Source organism: Thermococcus gammatolerans EJ3 (assembly GCF_000022365.1).
Classification (GTDB): domain Archaea; phylum Methanobacteriota_B; class Thermococci; order Thermococcales; family Thermococcaceae; genus Thermococcus; species Thermococcus gammatolerans.
Map to the genome: position 1 here is coordinate 496,109 of NC_012804.1, position 21,877 is coordinate 517,985.

Consider the following 21,877-nt stretch of genomic DNA (forward strand, 5'->3'; position numbering starts at 1 on the left):
CGATAATGGTTCGCTTTGGCGGCCACTGGAGTGAGTGGGTCCTTACGGGGGTTATAGGTGGGCTGTACCTCTGCTCACTGCTGACAGGGATTGAAGCTCTGGCAACTATAGCAGGAGCCCTCTTCTGGCTTAGCTTACCGACCCTGCTCTTTGGCAGACGGGTGAAGGTTAAGAAAAACAGACTGGTTCTCGAGGTTGGCTGGCCAGTTACCCTGTTCAGGGTTGAGATAGCTCCCGAGGAGATTATAGAGGTGGTTGACCTTGAGAGGGCAGAGGGTGTTCTTCCCCTGAGGTACTACAGGCTTGTTCTGCCACTAACCGTCCTCGCTGTCAGTGTTGGTCTTCTCGGGCTTGTTAAAGACTCAAGGTGGGCTTTTGTATGGTTCGGGTGGATATACTGGGGAATCGTGGGGGTTATCCCACTCCTGTTCCCTAAAAAGGCCAAAAAATTGAGTGTCATGGCTACTCTTGCGTTTGGAGCTTTTATGTCCTGTTTGGCCAGGTTGCTTGGAATCAAGGAATACCCGATGTACATCGTTACGAGCGTGATTTTAGTGCCGTTCATCACAGACGTCCGGGAGAGAACGGTCGTTCTTGTAACCGAAAAGGGAACGTACCTCGTGTCGTCTCTCTCAGACAGGGAAATTGAGCAGTTTATTGATAACTTGAGGAGACTCATAAGCGGTAGCGGTGGTTCGAATGTTCCGGCTTCCTGAGGCCATGGAGCGCGTCTGGCTCATGAGGGCCAAGGGCATGCGCGAGATCGAGATAGCGAGGGAGCTCGGAGTTTCAAGGCAGGCCGTCAACAAGGCCCTGAGGGACGCGAGGGTCAAGCTCTTCGAGGCCTTCTTTGGATTGGCTGAGGTTTTCTCGTGGGAAGTTGCCAGAATTAACGCGGAGAAGGGCTTCATGGTAGCGAGGGGGAGGTGCCTCGGCAGGAGCGTCAGGGTTTACGCCTTCTACATCCCAGGAAAGGGCCTGAGAGCGTTTTTCGAGGGAGATTTTCCAGACTGCGTCCTGAGGCACGCCGTCGAGCTGGGAATCATTGATGAGCCCGATCGGGAAAAGTTAATCAATGCCCTCGAGAGCTAATAGTAACCCTCCTCATAAGCGCTCGTTAAAGCTACGAAAACCGCATAGAATATCGCGCCTAGGGAGACGAGGAGCATGAGGACTACGAGGAGCGGGCTCGCCTTGGGCTTTAATGCAGCAACTGCCAGCTGAAGCGCTACCATCGCAGATACCACCGTCATCGCCTTCGCGAAGCCGAGCGCCATCTTCCCCTTGAACTTTGGCGCCAGCTGGAAGACGAGGGGCTGAGAGAAGGGAACAGTAAGCGCGAGGAGGAAGAGCTGGACAAAGATGAGTATGGAAATTTCCCGGTCTGGAAGCTTCCCATTGATTAGGAGGACCAGGGAGAGCCCTACAAAGACCGTCTGGAGCGCCAAATACTTCCCAACCCGCGGCGGCCTTATTTTCCTTTCGGGCTTCTCGGGGGCCTCCTCGGATAGCTCCTCAAGCTCGTACTCGCGCTTTGCAACCAAATAAGTCACCGGAATAATCACTCCAAAGCAGGAGAGAAGAACCGCCATCAGCCAAGGCATTGGCAGGAAGAAGGAGAGGAGGATCAGGAGGACCCCGGTCAGCATAATTCCGGCCCCCGAAACGCGGTTGGCCCTCCTCCTCGCCCTCTCCGAGAGATAGGTGTATCCTATCCTAAAGCCTATCCCGGGTTCGTCCTTCGCTGTGAATGTGAGAGCCCCCATGACTATGAGGAAAACCCCGAGGAACAGCCCGTAGAGAATCCTCAGGAGCTCATACCCGTTCACCTTTCCCCACCGTGAGGAGCCTGTAGACTGCAAAGATGAGCACGCCGAGGAAAAGGTAGGCCCCGTAGGTTATTGCGTTGCCCGAGACGAGGCCCGCGTTGTAGAGGAGGGCGAGAGTAACGACGAGAACAATTCCACCGCTCAGAACCGTTGTGAAGAGGCACCACGCCCTCAGGCTCCTCGGGTAGAAGGCGACCCTCGCGAAGAATCCCGGTTCCCTGGCCGGAATCGTGAGAACTAACGGAAGAAGCCAGACCAGAACCGGAACGCCGATAACTCCCCAGAACTTGCTCGAATAGCTGTCCGGCTCACCGCTCGCGTTGAAGTGGGTCGCAACCCTCTCGGGGAGCCTCTCCCACAGGAGGGCAACCAGCAGGAGGTAGATGGCTAAAAAGCCGAGCTGAATGAGGATGTAGGGTTTTATGCTGATGCTCTGTTTCTCCGTTTCAATCGCTGGAGGCTTTTCAGGGGCCTCCTCGGATAGCTCCTCAAGCTCGTACTCGCGCCTTGCCATCCACAGGCCAACGAAAAGCTCGGCTCCAACGAAGGCCATCATTACGAGAATAAACGCGTTCATCGAAACGCCGTAGAGCGCCAGGACGAGCAGAAGAAGGGAGCATGCTACGGAAAAGACGCCCGCGAACGTGTTCACCTTCTCCCAGGCCCGTTCGGAGTGATAGGTGTAACCCACGCGAAAGCCGATTAGAGGGTTTTGCTTCTTTCTGAAGGCGAGGGTCAGCAGTCCAGCCAAAAGCAGGGTGAGGGAAACAAACACCTCGAAGGCCTTCTCGTTCATTCCAATCCCTCCAGCCTTATGAGGGTTCTTTCAATCGTCCTGATTTCATCCCTCAGCGCCAACAAAACGTCCCTACCGAGATCGGTGAGGCGGTAGTACTTCCTCGGCCTCCCGCCAACTTCAGCCCAGTCGTCTCGCAAAAGGCCGAGCTTCTTCAGGTTCTTCAGGATGTCGTAGAGGGCTCCTTCGCTCGGGACGAGTTTGCCGTCGCTAAGCTCTCCGAGCCTTTTCCTTATCGCGTAGCCGTGAAGCTCGCCCTCCTCGCTGAGGAGGGAGAGGACTAGGTAGGAGTAAAGTCCGGAGCGCAGGTCCTTCCTGAGCTTTCTGAGGGCCTTTTCTTTAGGGTTTCCAAGCAAGCTCTATCACCATATGGGCTTTTCTTCGTCTTCCGGCTCCTCAAGTGCCTTTAGCACTCCGTATGCAAACACCACAATTCCAATGACGGCTGCCACAACCTCAAGGAAATAGGCCAGGAAGTTTAACGTATGGTACGGTCTGGGCTTCATGAAGAAGGCCAGCTGGAAGTAGGCCGCGCCACTGTCTATTATTGTATGCAGACCAATCATGTATATGAGACCCCTCTTTCCAAAACCCTGCTTTGCCGAATAGGCAAGGAAAACAGCCGTTCCCACGTGGAAAAGCGTTGCGAAGTAACGCTCGGCCATTGATAGGAGGGCACTCAACAGGGGCACCTCGACGGAGCCACCCTTCAGGACAACCGGGAGAACCTTGGCCACTGCTATCACAACTGCCTCTGTGACACCAAAGCCAAGACCAACGAAGACCGCCTCGCGAAGCTTCCTCTCTCTGACCAGGTAGTACTTGATCCCCTCTTGGATGATGCCCGCAGCCAGTCCAAGCCAGACTGCAACAATCACCATAAACCCAGTTCCCCTCGCGACGACGTCCTTATTTGATGTTATGCCCATTCCCATTAGGGGAAGCTGCTGAACGGGATTTTGGATTATCATCGCGAGTAAAAACGCCACAAGGCCCAGAATGAACTCGGCCCACCTCAACTTCCTGAAGCCCACAGCGTAAACTGTCGCCCAGGCCAAGAACCCGCCGAGAATTATAAATAAAAACGGGGACATAGCTTCACTCCTCCTTCTCGATGACCACCGCAGTCCCGTAGGCGTAAACTTCGGCCATGTTTGAGCTGACGTTTGAGGTGGCAAAGCGCATGTTAACAACGGCGTTTGCGCCGAGCTCTTTGGCGCTGAGCGCCATCCTCCTTAAGGCCTCTTCCCGTGCCTCGGCCATCATCTGAGTGTACTCCTTGACTTCACCGCCCTTGATGTTCCTGAGGGCGGCGAGTATGTCCCTACCGATGTGGGTGGCCTTGACGACACCGCCCCTCGCGAGGCCCTTGACCTCAACGATCCGGTACCCCGGAACCGTCTCGGTCGTTACGACAACAACCCCCTCAATTGTCTCCATACATCTCACCCCGATGCATCGAACTTCGAGGTATTGTTGGATGAGGATGTATAAAAGGCTTTTGATTTGGGAAACAAAAAGGAAGGGCAGAGAATCAAGCCTTGTGGTAGTAGATGGTGTATGTCATGGGATCGTCGTAGACCTCCTGTGGAGCAACGGCGTAGAAGTACTTCCAGCTCCAGCCACCGTCGTTCTCGTCGAGGTTCACCTGGAAGTTGCTGGCGACGAGGTAGGCCGCCCAGACAAGCTGGGAGCAGTAGTACCTATCATCGTAGACCTTCGGCTTGCTGAAGTAGTCGTAGTTGTAGGGCTTTCCAAGCTGCTGGTAGGCGAACTGAACTGCCCTGAGCCTTATTTCATCACTTACCTTGACCCTCTGGAGGGCAACGACATCGTACCTGCTGAGGAACTCGCTGAGGGGAGTTATTATGATGCCTTTCCCGATCTTGGCCTCGATGACCATCCAGTCGTCTATGCTCTCGTTGTACCAGGCCACGATGGCAACGTGGATCCAGTAACCGGGGATTATGGCATTAAAAAGGTCCGGGCTGTGGCCATAAACGAGGTCTCCTGGCCTGACATCAGTCGGATACGGGTGCTGATACGTCCTGGTGTCCCAGAAGTAGTTCAGAAGATCGCCGGCGCTGACCTCTGGAACCGTCGCTCCGAGGAAGAGTAGGGCAACGAAGATTGCACCAAGTCTCTTCATTTGATCACCCCCAATGGAGCGGAGAATGATGGAAAGGTCATTAATAAACCTTTCCAGATCATTTATAAACTCAACCTGGAACTTCTCGTGGTGGTGAGATGCACGAGGTTCCGCATGGCGAGATACTGAAGGAGTTGAAAAAACTGGGCGCGGAGTGCGTCCTAATCCAGTCACCAGAGGGGTTGAGGAGGGAAGCCGAAGAGCTCGCGGGCTTTCTCGAAGAGAATGGTTTAACCGTTATCCTTCACGGCGAGATAAACTACGGGGCCTGTGACCCCGCCGATTCCGATGCCAGAAGGCTCGGCTGCGACGCCTTAATTCACCTCGGGCACAGTTACATGCGCCTGAACCTTGAAGTTCCGACGATCTTCGTTCCCGCCTTTGCGAAGGTCGAACTCGTTCCCGCCCTTGAAAAGAACATTGAGGAGATTCGGAAGCTTGGAAGGAGGATAGCGCTCGTAACCACCGCCCAGCACGTTCACAGGCTTGACGAAGCGAGGGAGTTCTTGGAGAAGAACGGCTTCGAGGTGCTCATCGGAAGGGGCGACTCGAGGGTGAGCTGGCCCGGGCAGGTGCTTGGGTGCAACTTCTCTAGCGCGAAGGTCGAGGCAGAGGGGGTTCTCTTCATAGGCTCGGGCCTCTTCCATCCGCTTGGGGTTGCCCTCGCTACCAAAAAGCCCACCCTTGCGATAAACCCCTACTCCGGCGATGCAATCTGGATGGACGCTGAAGCGGAAAGACTGATAAGGAAGCGCTGGGCCCAGATAGCCAAGGCTATGGACGCGAAGAGCTTTGGGGTGGTTGTCAGCACCAAGAAGGGACAGCTCCGCTTAGCGGAAGCCAAGCGGATTGTTGAGCTCCTTCGAGGGCACGGTAGGAAAGCGAGGCTCATAGCGATGGACCACATAAGCTATCCGAAGCTTGAGGGCTTCCCCTTCGACGCCTACGTCGTCGTTGCCTGTCCCAGAGTTCCAATAGATGACTACGAGAACTGGCGCAAGCCCGTTTTGACGCCGAGAGAAGTCGAGCCCCTCCTAGGCCTGAAGAAGGAGTACGAGTTCGATGAGATACCTGGAGTTGAGCGGAGGGAGGACGAGCCTTTAGGCGTTTCGCTCAAATTATGAAACTGATACTTCTTCTTTAGGCATCCAGTGAATACTATTGATATTTGTCATTTGTTTTTGTGGGAAGATAGTGCGGTTTGAGGAAACTCTACCATAAGAGTTATAAGTTTGAAATTCAAATGACGGGATGTCATGTTGGTCGATGATAAAACTATCAAAGTGATAGAAGAATATCTACGTTCCTGGGAGATTAAAAAAGCCATCGAACTAGCTTTAAAAGACAATGTATACCTGTTGGCTCTCTTCAAGCTCCTACACGAGAGTGATGATACTCTCAAAATTCGGGCCCTAATAGCCTTGGAGGAGGTTTTAAAAGCGCTTCCCGACGTTAAACGGCTTATTCTTGTTGATAAGTTTCTCGACGATGTTATTAAGGTGCTGAAGAGTGATAACGATGGCGTTTTAATTCATGCGATCAGGACAATTGGTAGGCTCATTGGGGGCATCCCCCTTCATCCAGAGACCTTCGTAAAACTGGCCCACGCTTTCAAAGATCTCGTTAAGTCTAGGAAAAATGAGGCCCTTGTACTTGAAATACTCTCTGTCCTTGGGGGGATGAGTGTAACTTCCCCCAGCCCTCGGATTATGGACGTTATCTCGAGGCTTCTTAAATCAAAGGATCTTCGCCTTAAGGCTATGGGACTCAGACTTCTTCTTAACGTGAGCACTTATTCCGGGGATCCCTCCCTCTTGAAAACTCTTTTCTCCGAAATTCCCGAAATGCTGTCGGAAAAGGACGTTCCCCTCGCGGACTTCGTCCTCGACATTCTCTTTGAAATCGCAGGGTATCCATTGAAGGAGGAGCTCATAGACGATGTTGCCCGCGTACTGACTGCAGTTAAGAACCTCGCTCTTCGAAAGAGCTCAAAACTTGCAGATAAAGCAAGGATAGTGGCAGAGAAACTCGAGCTTGCCATTCACAATTATTACCTCAAAAATCCAGAGAAAGCCAAGGAGAAAATTCATGAACTCTTGATAAATGAGTACTTTTACGAGGCCATTGATCTTGCACTGGCGGTTGGGGATACCTACATCTTGAAGTGGCTGGCTGAGATTCTCGAAAAATTCAATAAAGAGACTCTTAAGATCAATGAAAGAGTTCTACCGGGCCCGAAATACCTCTCTATACCCCCAGAGAAGAAGATCCAAAGGTACATAAGACCTCCAACCTTAGCCCAGTTTAGGGAGGTAAAGAAAAGTGCCTTGGAAATAGCCCTTAATGAACCTGCTTCTCAGCATGAATTGACTGAAGATGAAAAAATCGAATTGAAACGAGCGGTAGAGGTGGGCGATGAAGAAAAACTCCTCCAACTATCTAGGAAAAAGCCGGAGGTGGTATTTGAGCTCGTCCGCAAACTTGAAGAGGGAGATAAGTTCGAAAAGATGGACGCCCTATGGGCACTATCAAAGCTCGCTGAAAAAATTGAAAGAGGAGTGGCTTTCATCTTAGAACCTGCTGTAGAAAAGCTTCTCGAAGTGGCTCATTCCACAAAAAACCGGTGGATGAGACTAAGGGCTGCGAAGACCCTAGCGCTGCTCGCTGTGAAGAGCAGAAGTGGTGACAGAGTTGTGGGAGAGTTCATTGAGGACTACCTCTCAGGGGATGCAAAACGGGTAATCCCAGCCCTAGAGTTCTTCAGCTATTACTTTAACAGGGAATGGGACGAAAAAACTGCAAGGGTCGTGCTCTCCACTCTTACCAACCATCTTGAAAAAGAGGAAACCCGTTTTGACGCCCTCCTCGCACTTGAGGCACTCGTGAGATCTGCTCCACCAGAGAGAGCGAGGCTCTTCATTCCGTTCATTGACGTACTCAAGGATATCAAAAATTCTGCTTCCCCTGAAGATCAGAAGCTCGCTCTGCGGATCTTGGAGGAGATATCCTCAAAAGTGAAGCTGGGTTGAACTACTGGAGGAGCTTAATGACGTTTATTGCGTCTTCCCTTGTCTTCACCTTTATGCCTAGGTTTTTCTCTTCCGCAATGATCTGGAGCATTCTTTTCGTTGGAAACTCTCCAAGAAATGTAATCATTGTATTATATACCTCTTCTGAATCTCCGCTTCTTTTGAGTTCTCTTATGGTCAGATCCACACTTTCAAGCATTGTGCCCAAGAATTGGTACTTCCGTTTCAGGATTTCCATAAGCTCCTCAGTCATGTCAACCACCTATATACTCCTCCAAAATCTGTAATAGGTCTTCAATCTCAGTGGATTTCACGGGGAGATGAAGCTCTGCTACAAGGTTGTAAATGAAGATCTTTGCGGCGAACTCCCCGAAGAGCTCTTTTAGGGCGCTGTAGAACTTTCTGGGATCTTCCTCAATTATCTCTATTCCTTTATCATATTTCGAGTTTAAGTAGGCAGTTATAGTAGCTTCAAAAGGCCTCCCAAGCCTTCTGAGTATTTCCTTTGCAGTGGCAGTGACCATAGCAGACCCAACTCGAGGATCACTCAATCTCAATCCCTCCTAGTGTTATTTTAAATTTCCTTAAAACTGCCTTATGTTCAGAATGTCTGGCCTTTAGAACCATCAGATAACGTTTCAAAAACTCTCCAGGTCTGCTAGGTAACTCATAACTGAGAATCGTTATAGTGTCCATCAGTGTACTAAAGCCCGTTGATTGTAGAAGGTTGGAATTCTGCGAGAGGTATGTCATTATAAGGGTTATGTTTTTCTCCTTGGAGAGGAGCTGTAGATATCTGATGGCCTTTATAAAGTCCTCCTCTTCCATATGACTCTGCATTGCTGAGATGGAATCTATAAACAGAATCTCCGACGAGTTTTCTCTCAGAAGTCTCTTTATAAGGGCGTAATACTGTATAGGAGTCATCGCTTCTGGAATCAATGATATCACCTTAAAGTCTCCATCCAGACCGAGATTTTTAGTAGTCCCTAACAAAGCTCCTAGTGCTTCTTCAAAAGTCATGTAGAGCACCCTGAACCCCTGCTTTGCCATGTTAGAAGCGATAGTAAGGGCGAATATTGTTTTTCCACTCCCAGTAGGTCCAGCTATCAGGTTTATACTTCCCTTGTAAAAACCTCCACCAAGGAGCTCATCGAACTTAGGGATTCCAGTTTTGATCCGCTCTTTCGTTTGGATGTTTCTTTCGGCAAATCTTAGATCAGGTATGGGAATAACGTCTATACCGTAGTCCGTTATCACGTACTCATAAGTGCTCCTAGCTATATACCTTCCGCGCATCTTTGGTATCGTCAGGTAGCGCTTGATTACTTCCCTCTGCCTCTCCATTTCAAGTACTATAACTCCATCTACCACAAATTCCTCAACACCAAAGCCAACCCTCCTCTCACCATATGGAATCTCGTCAATTAGTATGGCTAGAGAGTTGAGTGCATTCACGAGGCGGCCTATTATAGAGTGAAGAAAAGACCTCATCATTGCTGCTCCAAAGATCTGACCAAGAACAGTTATGGAGTCAAAGACAATGATATCCGGCTTCCATTCCACGAGATCTTGAATAAGAAAGTCAAGAAAGTCCTTCATTTCTTCCTTGGGCATTGTAAGCATGTCATAAAACTTGAAAACACCTTTTTTCTCAGCCTCTTCGAAGTTTAACCCGCTTTCCATAGCGTTCTGATAAAACTGCCTTTTTGTTTCAGCAAAGGAAATATAAGCGCCTTTCAGTCCTTTTTTCATGTTATTAAAAAGAACATGAACAGCTAGGTGAGTTTTTCCAGTTCCAGGATTTCCAGCTATTAGAATGCTAGTACCCCTTGAGAACCCACCTGATAGGGCTTTATCAAGCCCAGGTATCCCCGTAGGTATGAGTTCCATACCTTGTCACCTTGTTTTTTACACAACATCAAAGATATAAATACATTTCGTTAGAATTTTCAAGGTTCCACAAGACTTAATATTTCCTCAACATAATATCAAACTGGTATCCACGGTGAGCAACATGAAAAAGAGGCACCTCGCGATGCTCCTGTCGAAGCTTGAGGGTTTCTCCGAGCCGAAACCGGAGCTGGAACAGTACCGGACACCGGGAAATGTAGCGGCGGAACTGCTGTGGTTAGCTCACTCCGCCGGTGACATAGTGGAGAAAGTCGTTGCCGACCTTGGAACCGGAACTGGGGTTCTGGCGATTGGAGCGAAGCTCCTCGGGGCGGAGAAGGTTTACGCAGTCGAAGTTGACCCGAAGGCCCTTGAAGTGGCCAAGAGAAACGCCGAGCGGTCTGGTGTTGAAGTCGAGTTCATTCAAGCGGACGTCTCTGAGTTCAGCGAGCGGGTTGACACCGTTGTGATGAACCCTCCCTTCGGGAGCCAGAAGAAGGGCGCGGACAGGCCCTTCCTGCTTAAGGCTTTTGAAGTTTCTAATACGGTTTACTCAATCCATCTCGCGAAGCTGGAGGTAAGGAGTTTTATCGAGAGGTTCTCGGCAGATAACGGGTTCACTGCATTTCGGCTGGCGACCGTCCCTTTTGAGATTCCGGCCCAGTTCTTCTTCCACAGAAAGAAGCTGGAGCGGATTTTAGTGGATCTGTACCTTTTCAGGAGGGTTCCGGATGGGAAAGCTTAAGCTGAGCGACAGGCAACTCTACGCTCTCATCGAGGCGGTTAAGCTCAGCGAAGCGATAAAACCGAGCCAGCAGGCTAAGAGAAAGGCCTTCTCGCGCTACAAAATCGAGGGCTGGGAGAACTCCAAGCTGACCGGGATCTTCTACTCGATTCAGAGGAGGCTTGGTCTAATAGACGAGGTGATCGAAGAGCTCGTTGGCGTTTCTCCCCTAATCCTCGACCCCTGGCTGAGAGCTACACTTAGGGTTGCGGTTGAAGTTGCGGTCTTTAGAGACCCGAACGAGAGGACGCTCCAGCACCTTAAGGGTCTCGCAAAGTTCCTTTCCGGTAGAACGCATCCCTACGTGGGCTATTACTACTACGAACTCCTGCCCAGGGTTATAAACTACGTCCCAAAGCTTAACTCCGAGGAGAAGAGGCTGAAGTGGAAGTATCTCTTTCCCGAGTGGTTCATAGAGAGGATGCACAAACTTTTGGGGGGAGAAGCAGAGGAACTGCTCAAGGCCCTCAACGAGACCCTTCCAGTTAGCTTACGTGTTAACTGCCTGAAGGCGAGCGTCGAGGATGTCGAGGACTATCTAAAGAGAAGAAACCTCCGCTTCGAGAGGAGTGAGCGCGTTGAAACGGTAATCCGTGTTTTAGACCCCTTCAACCCCGGTAGGCTCATGGAGAAGGGCCTCGCTCTGCCACAGGAAGAGGCGTCTGCCGTCGCTTCCCTAATCCTCTCTCCAGAACCCGGTGAGACGGTTGTTGATCTGGCCGCGGCACCGGGCGGAAAGACCGCACATATGGCCGAGCTGATGAAAAATGAGGGAAAAATCTACGCCTTCGACGTTGATTCAGAGAGAATTAAGCGCATGAAGCAAATCCTCCGCTGGGCCGGCGTTGAGATTGCCGAAGTTAAGAAGCTCGACGGGAGGAAGGCCCCTGAATTCCTCGGCGAGAAAATTGCCGACAGAGTTTTGCTCGACGCACCGTGCACGAGCGACGGGACGATAGCAAAAAACCCCGAGCTGAGGTGGCGCCTCCGCGAGAAGAATATTCCCAAGGTTGTTCAGCTCCAGAAAGAACTCATCGAGAGTGCCTGGAAGCTCTTAAAACCTGGTGGAAGGCTCCTATACTCAACCTGCTCAATGCTCTCCGAGGAGAACGAAGAGGTCGTGCGCTGGTTTTTGGAGAGACACGATGACGCGAGGCTCGTCCCGCTTAACGGGCCATACGATGAGGGCTTCCTGCCCGGCACGATGAGGGCCTGGCCCCACAGGCACAGAACGATAGGCTTCTTCTACGCGCTGATTGAGAAGGCAAGGGTTAAATAACCTCACTTCCTATTGAAGGTGGTGGAAGAAGGGAGGACGTTGAAGCTCAGGTCGAGAGGCTGTTCCTCGACGCACAGAACCTCCTGCTGAAAATACGGTTAAAGGAGATCCAGAAGGGCAAGGTTACCCTTGAGGAGGTAGAAAAAGTTGTTCAGGAGGAGCTGAAGGTCGAAGAGGACGTGGAGGATATAACGAAGATAATCCGCCAGATGAGGGAGAGAGACTATGAGTCCGAGTATTGACGTAGTGCTGGACACAAGCGTCCTCGTTAAGGGATTTCTACCGCCGTTGCGCCGAAAACACAATGATATTACTACCGGCAACTTTCCGTTCATCTGAAAGCCAAGGAACTGCTGAAGAAAGCTCAGAACGTCGACGTTGGCGTCGAGTTCCTCGAAACTTACTCAATCTTCTACTCCGACGTTTACCTCATGGAAGACGCGATGAAACTGGGCAGAAAAACTGGGGCCAGCGGTTTTGATGTTCTTTTCCTCGCCTGCGCGAAGAAGGCAAACGCCAAACTGGTAACCGACGACAAAAAGATGTATGAGACGGCCGTAAAAGCTGGAATAGAGGTGGAACTCCTCAGGGAGCTCATTTCATCTCCATGAGCCTTCTGTACAGCTCCTCCACTTTTTCGCTAACGTCTTCCGGCGAGAAACCGGCCTTAACGGCCAGCCACGTCGCGCCTCCAGCTCCAACACCCTCCTTGACGTAACCGCGCTCGTAGTCCCTCAGCCCCTTGAACTCGCTCTTCGAGAAATCCAAATCGGCGGCGTAGCTTATAATCCCGATTTCCTTCGCTGTCTCGATGAAGGTCGCGCTCTTGTCGTTGGCGACCCACTTGGTTGTGGCTATCATGAACCTGCTTAAATCCTCGCCGAGGGCCTTTAGGAGCGCCGAAACTGCCAGCATCTGAGTTCCACCTGCCAAAACGATGTCCCTCCTAAAGCCGAGCGCAATGCCGATTACCGTCGCCATCATCGGGTCTCCGAACTGCCTGAGGGCTTCGAGGGGGTTGTCCCTCAACTGGCCCTTCTCAATTCCCGCCCTTTCGAAGGCCTCAGCGATGACCTTCTCCTTCAGGCTCTGGGGATTGTCAGGCGAGGCCGAGCTGGTTCTCGCTTCGTAGCCGAGCGCCCAGAGGACGGCCTGAGCAGTGGTCGTTCCTCCCGGCGTCGACTCGCCGATTACCAGCTCCTTTATCGGCGTCTTGTTTAGCTCCTCACCGAAGAGCTTGGCGCGCTTGATTATATCGCCGAACTCGGGTAAAGCAGGCTCCTTCCTGAAGTCCCTTCCGACGGCGTCGCTGATGTGGACGTGCGGAACGAGCGGAGCCAGATACGTCCCACCCCTGACGACGAGAACCGGGAAGTTCGCGAGCTCCCTCGCGGCCTTGGTGATTATGGCCGGCGTCGGATGGCCTTCGGGCGTTACAGGAATGACGTCAATCGTCAGGGGCTTCTCGTGGAAGAGGTATTCGGCATCGGCAACGGGCGTCAGCTTCGTCAGCTCTGGCGTCGCTCCGGCAACGCTTATCCCCGGCACGGTGCTTATCTCCGTGTTGCCCAGGACGAGAAGGAAGAGGCTCTCCATTCCAACCACCGTGGAGTTTTTATCCAGTCCCGCTTATAGCCTTTGGGGTTGGAGATGGGAAAAGCGTTAATGGTCCTTGGAACGTCCTCTGGAGCAGGCAAGTCGCTCCTCGTTACGGCCTTATGCAGGATTTTCTCGAACCTCGGCTACGATGTGGTGCCCTTCAAGAGCCAGAACATGAGCCTGAACTCGGCTCCGAGCATAGAGGGCGGTGAGATAAGCAGGGCGCAGTATCTGCAGGCGATAGCGTGCAGGAAGAAGCCGAGCGTCAGGTTCAACCCGATTCTACTCAAACCCGAGGGCAACATGAGGAGCCAGGTCATCTTCATGGGAAAGCCGATTGGGAGCGTTTCCGCCAAGGATTATATGCTCTCGCGGAAGGAGGAGCTCTTCAGGAAGGCGATGAAGGTTTTAGACGAGCTGAAGGAGAGGCACGACCTTGTCATAATCGAAGGGGCCGGCAGTCCAGTCGAGATTAACCTGAAGGACTACGACATTGCCAACACGCGCGTCATGCTCCACGCAAAGGCGAAGGGAATCCTCGTTACCGACATAGACCGAGGGGGAAGCTTCGCTTCAATAGTCGGCACGATGGAGCTTCTTAAACCTGAGGAGAGAGACACGATAATCGGCTTCGTCTTCAACAAGTTCCGCGGTGATAAATCCCTCCTTGAGCCGGGCTTTGAGTACCTTGAGAAGCGCTACGGAAAGCCTACTCTCGGCGTTATCCCCTACGTCGAGCACCGCCTCCCTGAGGAGGACTCCCTGGCGGAGTTCCCGAAGGTGAAGGGCGAGCTCCACATCCAGATAATCAAACTCCCCCACATAAGCAACTTCACGGACTTCGAGCCCCTGCACTGGGCGAACGGCGTTGACTACGTGACGAGGCCCGAAGAGCTCAAGGGCGACGTGATTATAATCCCTGGAAGCAAGAACACGGTCGAAGACCTACTCTGGTTGAGGGAGAATGGTTTCGAGGACGCGATAATTGAGGCCCACCGCGAGGGCTCTTTTGTGGTCGGAATCTGCGGCGGCTTCCAGATGCTCGGGGAGAAGATTATCGACACCGTCGAGTCCAAACGCGGAGAGGTTAAGGGAATCGGCCTTCTTCCAGCCAAGACGGTCTTCGAGAAAACCAAGAGGACGAACCACCTGAATGCCGAGGTTCTATGGGAACCTGCCAGGGGAATGGCCGTTGAGGGCTACGAGATACGCTTCGGCAGGAGCGTCTCGGAAAGACCGTTCTCGGTGATTAAGGCAATCAACGGTGCCAAAACCTTCGAGCCTGAGGGGGCGATAGGGGAGAGAGCCTTCGGGACTTACCTTCACGGAATCTTTCACAACTTCGCCTTCACGGAGCGCTTCCTCAACTTCCTGAGGGTGGAGAAGGGCCTTGAGCCTGTCTCGATTGAACGCTGGAGCATTGAGGAGGAAATAGAGAGGTTCGCAAAACTTGTTGAGGAGAACATCGACGTTGAGAGGATTTTAGGGGAGCTTGGACTTTAAAAATAATCCTCGGGCCTCTCAAGCTCCTTCGGTGGATGCCTTTTAGCCCACCAGAGCTTCAAGCGGATGTAGATGTAAAAACCGAGAAAGATTAGCAAGCCTGCCGCTATTAAAACCACTGCAAGGAGCAGAAAGCCTAAGACGAACAGCACGGCGAGTATAAGCAAGAGGACGAACGCCAAGGCTCCCTTAACCTCGTTCTTCCTCACCTTCCCACCAGCCTCGCTATTTTATCCGCGAGCTTTAACTCCCCCGGCGTGTTGACGTTCAAAGCGAGCAACGGGTTGTTCAGCTCAAAGAACCGCTCGCCCTCGATTCCGACGGCGTTAAGGCCAACTATCGCGTAGCCCCTGTAAACGACTGGCTTCAAATCCTTCGGAACCAGCTTTAGTGGTAGAACACCGGTAAGGCTTGTTTTCCTGTCAAAGGCCTCTGAAATCCGCGCTATGTCACTCGCCTTGATGAAAGGTAAATCCGCGGAGACACTGATGAACGGCCCGAACTCGTGGAGGAGCCACTTAACGTCCTCAACGTAACCGTTTCCGGGCGTCTCAACGAAAGGAATTCTCTCGCGGAGGCACAGCTCCCTCGTCTTCGGCGTGTTCTTGGAGAGGGCGACGAGGGTTTCACCGACCTTCTCGGCCTCGCGGTAAACGCGAAGGAGCATCGGCACTCCGCCGACCTTTAAAACGGGCTTTTCCCGTCCTATCCTGCTCGAACGTCCACCGGCCATGATGATTATCATACCCCTACATTCGAACAAGCGTTTAAAAGGCGTTGCGCCTAAGGTTGACCATGCGCTACTGGACGATTATCACGATCCTGATGATCCTCCTCGCCTTTGCTTTGGCCTGCATCTCCCAGGGCGATAACGTCCAAACCCCCTCCTTGACTCCCAGCATGACCCAAAATGCTACGTCAAGTGTCCACACCTCAACTTCAGCTATGGAAATGACTCTAACATCCTCTCGAGCGGGGTGGGTAGAAAATTCAACTCAAACTCCTTCAAGCCCACGGCTCAGTGATACCGCTTCCCCTCTAGGCGGTTCGAGTGTTAACCTTCAGAACGGAACCTCCACCCTAAGTCCCGCCGGCGGTCTGAACTCCACTGAGAACTCCGAAAGTTTGTCCCTCTCCTCCGTGAGGAGCTGGGCCTGCTGGCTTCAGAACGCGAGTCCAGAGGTTATAGCCGAGAGCGGATTTGATTTGGTCGTGATGGACTACTCCCGGGACGGGAGCGACGAGACGGCCTATACAAGGGAGGGGATAGAGGGGATTAAAAGAGCAGGCATAATTCCGATTGCCTACATCAGCATTGGCGAGGCCGAGGACTATCGCTTTTACTGGAACGAGAGCTGGAAGGAGAACCCGCCGGCGTGGCTCGGCCCTGAGAATCCCGACTGGGAGGGCAACTATGCCGTCAGGTACTGGGACGAGGAATGGAAGGAAATCGTCTTCCGCTACCTCGACAGAATCATCGCCCAGGGCTTTATGGGCGTATACCTCGACAAGGTCGACGAGTACTGGTTCTGGGCGGAAAGCTACAATGAGAGCTGGACGGCGGAGCGGATGATCGAACTCATTCTCGAAATCGCCAACTACACGCGCTCTAAAGCCGGACGGGATTTCATAATAATTCCCCAGAACGGCGAATACCTGCTCGAATATGACAACGGGACGCTTCTTGCCACCGTTTCAGGCTGGGCGAGTGAGGACGTCTTTTACAACGGTCTCGAGCCGAGTCCTTGGACGGCCGAAAAGGTCCCCCCCCTCAAAAAGGTCGTCAACGCTGGAAAGCCCGTCTTCGTGGTTGATTACGTTGATGATGGCACGGGAAGCGAGGAAAACCTCGCTAGAATTCTCGACTTCATAGACAAGGCCAGGAGAGCGGGGTTTATCCCATACGCGACTTTCGAAGATAGAGAACTGGACAGACTCGACGTGATTCCAGGTATTCAGCCCCCGAAGTAAACCCAAACCACCGCCATTCCCAGGAGCGCTCCAGCCCTCGTTATCTCTGCCACAGCCCCGATGCAGTCCCCGTTCAGCCCCCCAAAGTTCCTTAGCGAGAGTCTGATAACGTATGCTCCAGCCAAGAGGCCGAGGAGGGAAGAGATAGAGCGGGGTTCGATATAAGCAACCGGCAGGAGCAGGAGGAGGTAGAGGGCCGTTCCTAGGGTTAACTGCCTTCCGTTCATGCCCTCCATAAAGTACGCCCCAAGGCCCTGGCCGAGGGGCTTTCTCGTTGCCAGAGCGAGGAGCATGGCGAACTTGGAGTTCAGCTCGGCTAAGTAGAGCGCGTAGAACGGAAGTAATGGAAGGGAGTAAACCTGCAGGAGGAAAACCATAACGACGGCGAAAACCCCCGCTATGCCCGTGTTGAGGTCTTTCATGGCCTTTATCTTTCTCTCCCGGTCGCCCTTGACCATTACTCCATCGGCCCAGTCAGCCAAGCCGTCGAGGTGGAGGAGGCCTGTCGTGAAATAGAGCGCGAGGATGGCTAAGACGTTGCTCAGGGGGAGTTCCAGGTAAAGGACGAGCGTCGCCAGGGCCGAAGTTAGGGGGGCGAGCAGGGGGAGAGCCCAGAGCTCATTCCTAACCCGTTCGAAGTCGCCTTTGACAGGAATCCGCGTGAAGAAGGGTAAAAGATTACGCACCGCTACACCTCCTCGAACAGCCTCGTCATACAGCCCGCTATAAAGCCACCTATCGCATCATCGAGGAAAGGCGGAAGCTCCGCAAGGATTCCGGGCTTTCTGGTGTCGTAGTAGAAGAAGTTGAAGAGCGCCATCTTCCCTCCTATGAGCTCGGCGATGTTTATCCCAATTAACTCATCAGCTACAAGGTTCACGGGGTCGCCCTCAACTTTGAAGTTCTCTTCGAGCAGGAGAGCCGAAAGAAGTAGAGCTTGGACGTTTACGTCGCTGAGGTAGCGGAGCATCAGCCCCCTCAGCCTTTCCCCGACTTTCTCGCGCTCGTCGCCGATGTAGAGTTCTAACGCGGTGTCGAGCATCTTTTCGAGCGTTATGCCTTTGGATTCGAGGCGGGAGAGGAGTTCTTTGGGTGTCATACAGAACCACCCATGAGTTTTAACAGCTCCGACGGAGAATAGACGACGATTCTGTCTCTGATGGCGTTTTTCAGTTTTAAGTCCCCCGTAACAAGTGGAAGATTAAGGGCGAGCGCAAGAGCAACGTAAGGGATGTCTTTTGGGTCGGGAGACAGGGAGAGGGCCTCTTCTATGCCTATCTTAACAACGTGCTCTGGCATCGTTATCGTCTGGGATTTGATAATCCTGAGAATGAATTCGAAGTCCTCGTATGTTAGGCGAGTCAATCTGGCGAGGCGGTCTTTTTTTCGCTCGACTTCCTCCCAGAAGTAGCCCGGAACTAAAAATTCAACGTCCTTCGTCACATGGTTCAACATGAAAAGTTTGTAGGCAACGCCTCTATTGTAAAGAGCGGAGAACACCACGTTGTAGTCCAGCACGACCTCCATTCAGACCACTCCGTAGCGCCTGGCTATCTCTTCGGCAATCTCGTCTTCAAGCGCCTTGGCCTCTTCTTCGTCCTCTATTTCAATACTCCTCACGATTTCCTCGAACCTCTTCGCCTCCTCAATCCTCTTCTGGAGCTCCCTCGCAACGTCCACGACGAGCCTCCGCTCCAGGGCCTTTCTCATCTCCTCACTCCAACCCTCCGGGACGGTTATCCTGAGCACTATCTCACCCATTCTATCACCGCCCATATCTTTGCTTTGGCTATATTTACCTTTTTCTCAGCTCGGACCTGACCCAGTGATACCTCTCGCTCTCCTCTGTCGAGATGATTTCAAGGGCGAAGCGCCCCTTAAAGAGCGGAGACGCTAAAACGACCGTGTGGAACTCTCCGAACTCGCCGACCGGGTCAATGCCGGGATTCTTTTCGAGGAAGAGCTCAAGGTCATCAAGGGAGCGGAAGGTGTAGCCGAGCCACTCTTTGCCGAGCTTCTCCCTGTTCACCGCGATTATCGCGTGCTCAAAGCCAGCATTCAGGATTTCCTCGGCGAGCTCCCTCGTATCCCGTCCCCAGAGCGGTTCGAGTGGCTTGACTCCAGCCCCTTCCGCGAGGCGCTCAATCCACCTCAGATGGTCCTCAAGGAGAACGTCGCCAGCAATGAGGTAATCAACGTCCAGCGAGCCTATGAACTCCGCCAGTGCCTTGCTTCCTCGGCTCATGTCAAAGGTGAACAGCTCCTTTCCCATCGCCTCGGCGAGCGTTTTGAGGGCTGAAAAGTTCTCCCAGTGGGGCGAGAGGCCTATAGTCGTTTTGAGCGCGAGCAGGTAGGGAACCTCGATTCCGTTTTTCTCCGCGAGGTGAACCGCGTAGAGGCCGTCCTTACCGCCCGAGAAAAAGGCGACTCCCCTCATTGAACCACCAAGCCTATAAAGGGTTTGGAGCTTTTATCCATTATGCTGATTCGGATTGATGAACTCGAGAGGGTCGGCGACGTCTACGTTAATCCGCGAAACCTACGGGCTAAGCCACTTTTACTGAAAACCTGGCGCGATTTCCTGAGCCTTGACGAGAAGACCTATGGGATCTACGCACGGACGATTTACAACCCGAGGGAGAGGTTTTTGGTGACCGATGAGTTCTCCGAGGCCCGGGCAATAGATCTCTCGGCCCTTTACCGCTCCTTCCTGATGGACGCGGAGTACTTCTGTGGCGGCGAGAACCTGCGCTACCAGCTCCAGGTTGGTGAGTTCGAGGGACTGCCCTTTGCCAACGGCTGGACGGGCTCCAAGGTCGTCCTCGTGGGCGAAGCGCCGGGAAGGCGGGGCTGTGGGAAGACGGGTGTGTGCTTCTATCGCGATGCCTCCGGTATGCTTCTCCGGAAGACCCTGTTTAGCCTCGGTATCAACCCGGACTTTGTTTACATAACCAACGCCGTAAAGTGCAACCCTCCTAACAACAGGCTGTCCCGCGTTCCGGAAGGAGCCTACGAGCTCCTCGCGAGGGAACTTGAAATCCTCAGGCCGGGAACAATCTTTGCCCTCGGCAGAACCGCTGAAAGGGCTTTGAAGGAGCTCGGCTTCGAGGTGGAGTACCTGAGACATCCAGCCTGGTACGTGCGTCGCGGAGTCCACGAGCCGAATGATGAGATGCTCGCTGAGTACGCTAAAATCAGGGAGGCCTTCGGGGAATGGACGCCCTAATCGTCTTTCTCCTCGCGCTCCTCTGGGACCTTCTCCTTGGAGAACCACCGGTTGAGCTCCACCCGGTGGTCTGGTTCGGAAGGGTAGCGGGCTTTCTCGACGGGAAGTGGAAGCGAAGGGGTCCCCTCCCTGATTTCCTTGCGGGAGCTTTAACGGCCCTGCTCGTCATTGCCTTCGCTTTAGCCCTCTCCCTCCTTCCCCTTTACCTCCCCTTCCCGCTGAACTACGCCCTCGCGGTTTACCTCCTGAAAAGCTCCTTCGCGATGAGGAGCCTCCACGAGCACATCGCAAGGACGATAACAGAGGATATCAATGAAAAGCGGAAGGCCGTCTCGATGATAGTGAGCAGGGACGTTAAAAATCTCGACGAAAGTCATCTCAACTCCGCCTCGATAGAGAGCTTGGCTGAAAACCTCAACGACTCCGTAATCGCTCCGCTGTTCTACTTCCTCCTCTTCGGCCTCCCAGGAGCTTTGTTCTACCGCGCGGTGAACACGATCGATGCCATGCTCGGCTACAGGAACGAGCGCTACGAGTTCTTCGGCAAGTTTTCCGCCAGATTAGACGACGTTCTGAACTTCATTCCGGCGAGGCTAACTGTCCTCCTCTACATCCCGCTTGGCGGTTTGAAGGTTCTCAGGCACTACCACCTTGCAAAGTTCAAGATAAACTCCGACAAGCCGATGTCGGCCATGAGTGCCGTTCTCGGCGTCTGGCTCGAGAAGCCCGGAGTTTACCGCTTTCCGGGGAGGGAACCGAAAAACAAGGACATAAAACGAGCCCTAAAGGTTTACTGGTTCGTAGTTGCCGAATGGGTTGGAATCGTCCTTTTACTCCTCGCAAAGGGGGTGTGCCCATGCTGGAGCCCGTGAAGTTCTCGACTTATCACGGCGGTGCGAGGGAAGAGGGACTGCTCGACTTTTCCGCGTCGCTCAATCCTTACCCGCCGGGGTGGCTCGACGAGATGTTCAAACGCGCAAAGGAAATAAGCAACCGCTACCCCTACTACGAGAGGCTTGAGGAAGAACTGGAAGGGCTCGTCGGCGAGCCTCTAATCATAACTGCCGGCATCACCGAGGCGCTCTATTTACTCGGAATCCTCGCGCTCCGCGGGAAGAAGGCGATAATACCGGAGCACACCTACGGCGAGTACGAGCGAGTTTCGTGGATTTTTGGGGCGAGAGTCGTTAAAGGCCCGAACGAACCTGAGAAGCTGGCCGAACTCGTCGAGAGAAACTCGGTCGTCTTCTTCTGCAACCCCAACAACCCCGACGGAAGGTTCTACAGCGTTAGGGAGCTCAAGCCACTCCTCGATGCGGTGGAAGACAGGGGGGCGCTCCTCGTTTTGGATGAGGCTTTCATAGACTTCGTGAAAAAGCCAGATAGTCCGAAGGGGGAGAACATCGTGAAGCTCAGAACCTTTACCAAGAGCTACGGTTTGCCGGGGGTAAGGGTCGGCTACGTTCTCGGCTTTGAAGAAGCCTTCAGGAGCGTTAGAATGCCCTGGAGCATAGGCTCGACTGGAGTTGCCTTTCTCGAATTCCTCATTGAAGACGGCTTCGAGCACCTCAGGAGAACGATGCCGTTAATCTGGCGCGAGAAGGAGAGGATTGAGAAGGCACTTGGCGTGAAAAGCGACGCAAACTTCTTCATCAAGCGCGTTGGCAACGCTGAGGGGTTCGTTGATGCCATGAAGAAGCGCGGAATCCTCGTGAGGAACTGCGAGAGCTTCGGCCTCCCTGAGTACATCCGCTTTTCGGTGAGGAAGCCTGAGGAGAATGAAATGCTCATTCGGGCCTTTAAATCCATGAGGGTTTGA

General features: G+C 52.9%; 30 protein-coding genes. 12 read left to right on the forward strand and 18 right to left on the reverse strand.

What is annotated here, in order from left to right:
• The first annotated feature begins 5 nt into the window (after window positions 1–5).
• Both TGAM_RS02645 and TGAM_RS02650 read left to right on the forward strand, forming a co-directional pair.
• Window positions 6–716, forward strand: coding sequence for a hypothetical protein (locus TGAM_RS02645; protein ID WP_148206326.1), 711 nt, complete (start codon window positions 6–8; stop codon window positions 714–716).
• The gene (locus TGAM_RS02650; RefSeq protein WP_048811044.1) at window positions 700–1,092 is read left to right on the forward strand and encodes an RNA polymerase sigma factor sigma-70 region 4 domain-containing protein; all 393 of its coding nucleotides are present in this window, start codon (window positions 700–702) and stop codon (window positions 1,090–1,092) included. Before TGAM_RS02645 ends, TGAM_RS02650 begins: the two co-directional genes overlap by 17 nt.
• Here TGAM_RS02650 and TGAM_RS02655 read toward each other — a convergent pair.
• The 6 genes from TGAM_RS02655 to TGAM_RS02680 form a co-directional block, all read right to left on the reverse strand.
• Entirely contained in the window at window positions 1,089–1,829 is a 741-nt protein-coding gene (locus tag TGAM_RS02655; RefSeq protein ID WP_048811045.1) for an SdpI family protein, read from the reverse strand. The genes TGAM_RS02650 and TGAM_RS02655 overlap by 4 nt on opposite strands.
• Entirely contained in the window at window positions 1,816–2,625 is an 810-nt protein-coding gene (locus TGAM_RS02660; RefSeq protein WP_015858141.1) for a DUF1648 domain-containing protein, read from the reverse strand. The genes TGAM_RS02655 and TGAM_RS02660 overlap by 14 nt, the downstream gene beginning before the upstream one ends.
• Window positions 2,622–2,981 carry a helix-turn-helix transcriptional regulator gene (locus tag TGAM_RS02665; protein WP_015858142.1) on the reverse strand — a complete coding sequence of 120 codons (360 nt, stop codon included), beginning with the start codon at window positions 2,979–2,981 and terminating at the stop codon, window positions 2,622–2,624. The genes TGAM_RS02660 and TGAM_RS02665 overlap by 4 nt, the downstream gene beginning before the upstream one ends.
• A 6-nt stretch (window positions 2,982–2,987) precedes the next feature.
• Window positions 2,988–3,683, reverse strand: coding sequence for a YhfC family glutamic-type intramembrane protease (locus TGAM_RS02670; protein WP_238516238.1), 696 nt, complete (start codon window positions 3,681–3,683; stop codon window positions 2,988–2,990).
• Window positions 3,684–3,723: 40 nt separating this feature from the next.
• Entirely contained in the window at window positions 3,724–4,065 is a 342-nt protein-coding gene (locus tag TGAM_RS02675; protein ID WP_048811046.1) for a heavy metal-binding domain-containing protein, read from the reverse strand.
• A gap of 94 nt (window positions 4,066–4,159) precedes the next feature.
• Window positions 4,160–4,774, reverse strand: a complete 615-nt coding sequence (locus TGAM_RS02680) for a YiiX/YebB-like N1pC/P60 family cysteine hydrolase (RefSeq protein ID WP_015858145.1) — start codon at window positions 4,772–4,774, stop codon at window positions 4,160–4,162.
• Window positions 4,775–4,872: 98 nt separating this feature from the next.
• Between TGAM_RS02680 and dph2 the strand changes: the two genes are divergently transcribed.
• Together dph2 and TGAM_RS02690 are read left to right on the forward strand one after the other, a co-directional pair.
• Window positions 4,873–5,898 carry a diphthamide biosynthesis enzyme Dph2 gene (dph2, locus tag TGAM_RS02685; RefSeq protein ID WP_015858146.1) on the forward strand — a complete coding sequence of 342 codons (1,026 nt, stop codon included), beginning with the start codon at window positions 4,873–4,875 and terminating at the stop codon, window positions 5,896–5,898.
• A gap of 132 nt (window positions 5,899–6,030) precedes the next feature.
• Window positions 6,031–7,803 (forward strand): hypothetical protein, encoded by a 1,773-nt coding sequence (locus TGAM_RS02690; protein ID WP_015858147.1) that lies wholly within the window; start codon window positions 6,031–6,033, stop codon window positions 7,801–7,803.
• Window position 7,804: 1 nt separating this feature from the next.
• Here TGAM_RS02690 and TGAM_RS02695 read toward each other — a convergent pair whose 3' ends face one another.
• From TGAM_RS02695 to TGAM_RS02705, 3 genes are read right to left on the reverse strand one after another with little or no spacing between them, the layout of a single operon-like run.
• Entirely contained in the window at window positions 7,805–8,056 is a 252-nt protein-coding gene (locus TGAM_RS02695; protein ID WP_048811047.1) for a hypothetical protein, read from the reverse strand.
• 1 nt (window position 8,057) lies between these two features.
• Window positions 8,058–8,327 carry a NitrOD5 domain-containing protein gene (locus TGAM_RS02700; RefSeq protein ID WP_048811048.1) on the reverse strand — a complete coding sequence of 90 codons (270 nt, stop codon included), beginning with the start codon at window positions 8,325–8,327 and terminating at the stop codon, window positions 8,058–8,060.
• Between the two features lie 19 nt (window positions 8,328–8,346).
• Window positions 8,347–9,696: an ATPase domain-containing protein gene (locus tag TGAM_RS02705; protein WP_015858150.1), complete on the reverse strand. Its 1,350-nt coding sequence runs from the start codon at window positions 9,694–9,696 to the stop codon at window positions 8,347–8,349.
• A gap of 124 nt (window positions 9,697–9,820) precedes the next feature.
• Between TGAM_RS02705 and TGAM_RS02710 the strand changes: the two genes are divergently transcribed.
• The gene (locus tag TGAM_RS02710; protein ID WP_015858151.1) at window positions 9,821–10,441 is read left to right on the forward strand and encodes an METTL5 family protein; all 621 of its coding nucleotides are present in this window, start codon (window positions 9,821–9,823) and stop codon (window positions 10,439–10,441) included.
• On the forward strand, window positions 10,428–11,759 hold the full coding sequence (locus TGAM_RS02715; RefSeq protein WP_015858152.1) for an RsmB/NOP family class I SAM-dependent RNA methyltransferase: 1,332 nt from the start codon (window positions 10,428–10,430) through the stop codon (window positions 11,757–11,759). Before TGAM_RS02710 ends, TGAM_RS02715 begins: the two co-directional genes overlap by 14 nt.
• Window positions 11,760–11,857: 98 nt before the next feature.
• Here TGAM_RS02715 and TGAM_RS11220 read toward each other — a convergent pair whose 3' ends face one another.
• Complete coding sequence (locus TGAM_RS11220) at window positions 11,858–12,016, reverse strand: hypothetical protein (protein ID WP_169302022.1); 159 nt, start codon at window positions 12,014–12,016, stop codon at window positions 11,858–11,860.
• Window positions 12,017–12,166: 150 nt separating this feature from the next.
• Here TGAM_RS11220 and TGAM_RS02720 point away from each other — a divergent pair, with 150 nt between their 5' ends.
• Entirely contained in the window at window positions 12,167–12,370 is a 204-nt protein-coding gene (locus TGAM_RS02720; RefSeq protein WP_238516264.1) for a type II toxin-antitoxin system VapC family toxin, read from the forward strand.
• Here the strand turns inward: TGAM_RS02720 and cobT are convergent.
• Entirely contained in the window at window positions 12,354–13,355 is a 1,002-nt protein-coding gene (cobT, locus tag TGAM_RS02725) for a nicotinate mononucleotide-dependent phosphoribosyltransferase CobT (RefSeq protein ID WP_015858154.1), read from the reverse strand. The two genes, TGAM_RS02720 and cobT, sit on opposite strands and share 17 nt — an antisense overlap.
• Before the next feature lie 54 nt (window positions 13,356–13,409).
• Here cobT and TGAM_RS02730 point away from each other — a divergent pair, with 54 nt between their 5' ends.
• Window positions 13,410–14,861 (forward strand): cobyric acid synthase, encoded by a 1,452-nt coding sequence (locus TGAM_RS02730; protein ID WP_015858155.1) that lies wholly within the window; start codon window positions 13,410–13,412, stop codon window positions 14,859–14,861.
• Here the strand turns inward: TGAM_RS02730 and TGAM_RS02735 are convergent.
• Window positions 14,858–15,070 carry a hypothetical protein gene (locus TGAM_RS02735; RefSeq protein ID WP_048811049.1) on the reverse strand — a complete coding sequence of 71 codons (213 nt, stop codon included), beginning with the start codon at window positions 15,068–15,070 and terminating at the stop codon, window positions 14,858–14,860. The genes TGAM_RS02730 and TGAM_RS02735 overlap by 4 nt on opposite strands.
• Window positions 15,067–15,606 (reverse strand): NTP transferase domain-containing protein, encoded by a 540-nt coding sequence (locus TGAM_RS02740; RefSeq protein ID WP_015858156.1) that lies wholly within the window; start codon window positions 15,604–15,606, stop codon window positions 15,067–15,069. The genes TGAM_RS02735 and TGAM_RS02740 overlap by 4 nt, the downstream gene beginning before the upstream one ends.
• A 50-nt stretch (window positions 15,607–15,656) precedes the next feature.
• Between TGAM_RS02740 and TGAM_RS02745 the strand changes: the two genes are divergently transcribed.
• On the forward strand, window positions 15,657–16,832 hold the full coding sequence (locus tag TGAM_RS02745; RefSeq protein ID WP_048811050.1) for an MJ1477/TM1410 family putative glycoside hydrolase: 1,176 nt from the start codon (window positions 15,657–15,659) through the stop codon (window positions 16,830–16,832).
• Here TGAM_RS02745 and cobS read toward each other — a convergent pair.
• Genes cobS through TGAM_RS02770 form a run of 5 tightly spaced genes read right to left on the reverse strand, consistent with a single transcriptional unit; the run spans window position 16,817 to window position 19,269 of the window.
• Window positions 16,817–17,518: an adenosylcobinamide-GDP ribazoletransferase gene (cobS, locus tag TGAM_RS02750; protein WP_015858158.1), complete on the reverse strand. Its 702-nt coding sequence runs from the start codon at window positions 17,516–17,518 to the stop codon at window positions 16,817–16,819. The genes TGAM_RS02745 and cobS overlap by 16 nt on opposite strands.
• Window positions 17,519–17,520: 2 nt before the next feature.
• Window positions 17,521–17,931, reverse strand: a complete 411-nt coding sequence (gene cobZ, locus TGAM_RS02755) for an alpha-ribazole phosphatase CobZ (RefSeq protein ID WP_015858159.1) — start codon at window positions 17,929–17,931, stop codon at window positions 17,521–17,523.
• Complete coding sequence (locus TGAM_RS02760; RefSeq protein WP_015858160.1) at window positions 17,928–18,359, reverse strand: PIN domain-containing protein; 432 nt, start codon at window positions 18,357–18,359, stop codon at window positions 17,928–17,930. Before TGAM_RS02760 ends, cobZ begins: the two co-directional genes overlap by 4 nt.
• A complete protein-coding gene (locus TGAM_RS02765; protein ID WP_048811051.1) occupies window positions 18,360–18,593 on the reverse strand; it encodes a hypothetical protein in 234 nt (77 codons plus the stop codon).
• Window positions 18,594–18,627: 34 nt separating this feature from the next.
• Complete coding sequence (locus tag TGAM_RS02770; RefSeq protein WP_015858162.1) at window positions 18,628–19,269, reverse strand: PAB0415 family putative ATP pyrophosphatase; 642 nt, start codon at window positions 19,267–19,269, stop codon at window positions 18,628–18,630.
• Window positions 19,270–19,311: 42 nt separating this feature from the next.
• On the opposite strand from TGAM_RS02770, the gene TGAM_RS02775 reads away from it, so the two are divergent.
• From TGAM_RS02775 to TGAM_RS02785, 3 genes are read left to right on the forward strand one after another with little or no spacing between them, the layout of a single operon-like run.
• Entirely contained in the window at window positions 19,312–20,058 is a 747-nt protein-coding gene (locus TGAM_RS02775) for a uracil-DNA glycosylase family protein (RefSeq protein WP_048811052.1), read from the forward strand.
• Window positions 20,046–20,930, forward strand: coding sequence for an adenosylcobinamide-phosphate synthase CbiB (cbiB, locus tag TGAM_RS02780; RefSeq protein WP_015858164.1), 885 nt, complete (start codon window positions 20,046–20,048; stop codon window positions 20,928–20,930). The genes TGAM_RS02775 and cbiB overlap by 13 nt, the downstream gene beginning before the upstream one ends.
• Window positions 20,915–21,877, forward strand: coding sequence for an aminotransferase class I/II-fold pyridoxal phosphate-dependent enzyme (locus tag TGAM_RS02785; RefSeq protein ID WP_048811053.1), 963 nt, complete (start codon window positions 20,915–20,917; stop codon window positions 21,875–21,877). The genes cbiB and TGAM_RS02785 overlap by 16 nt, the downstream gene beginning before the upstream one ends.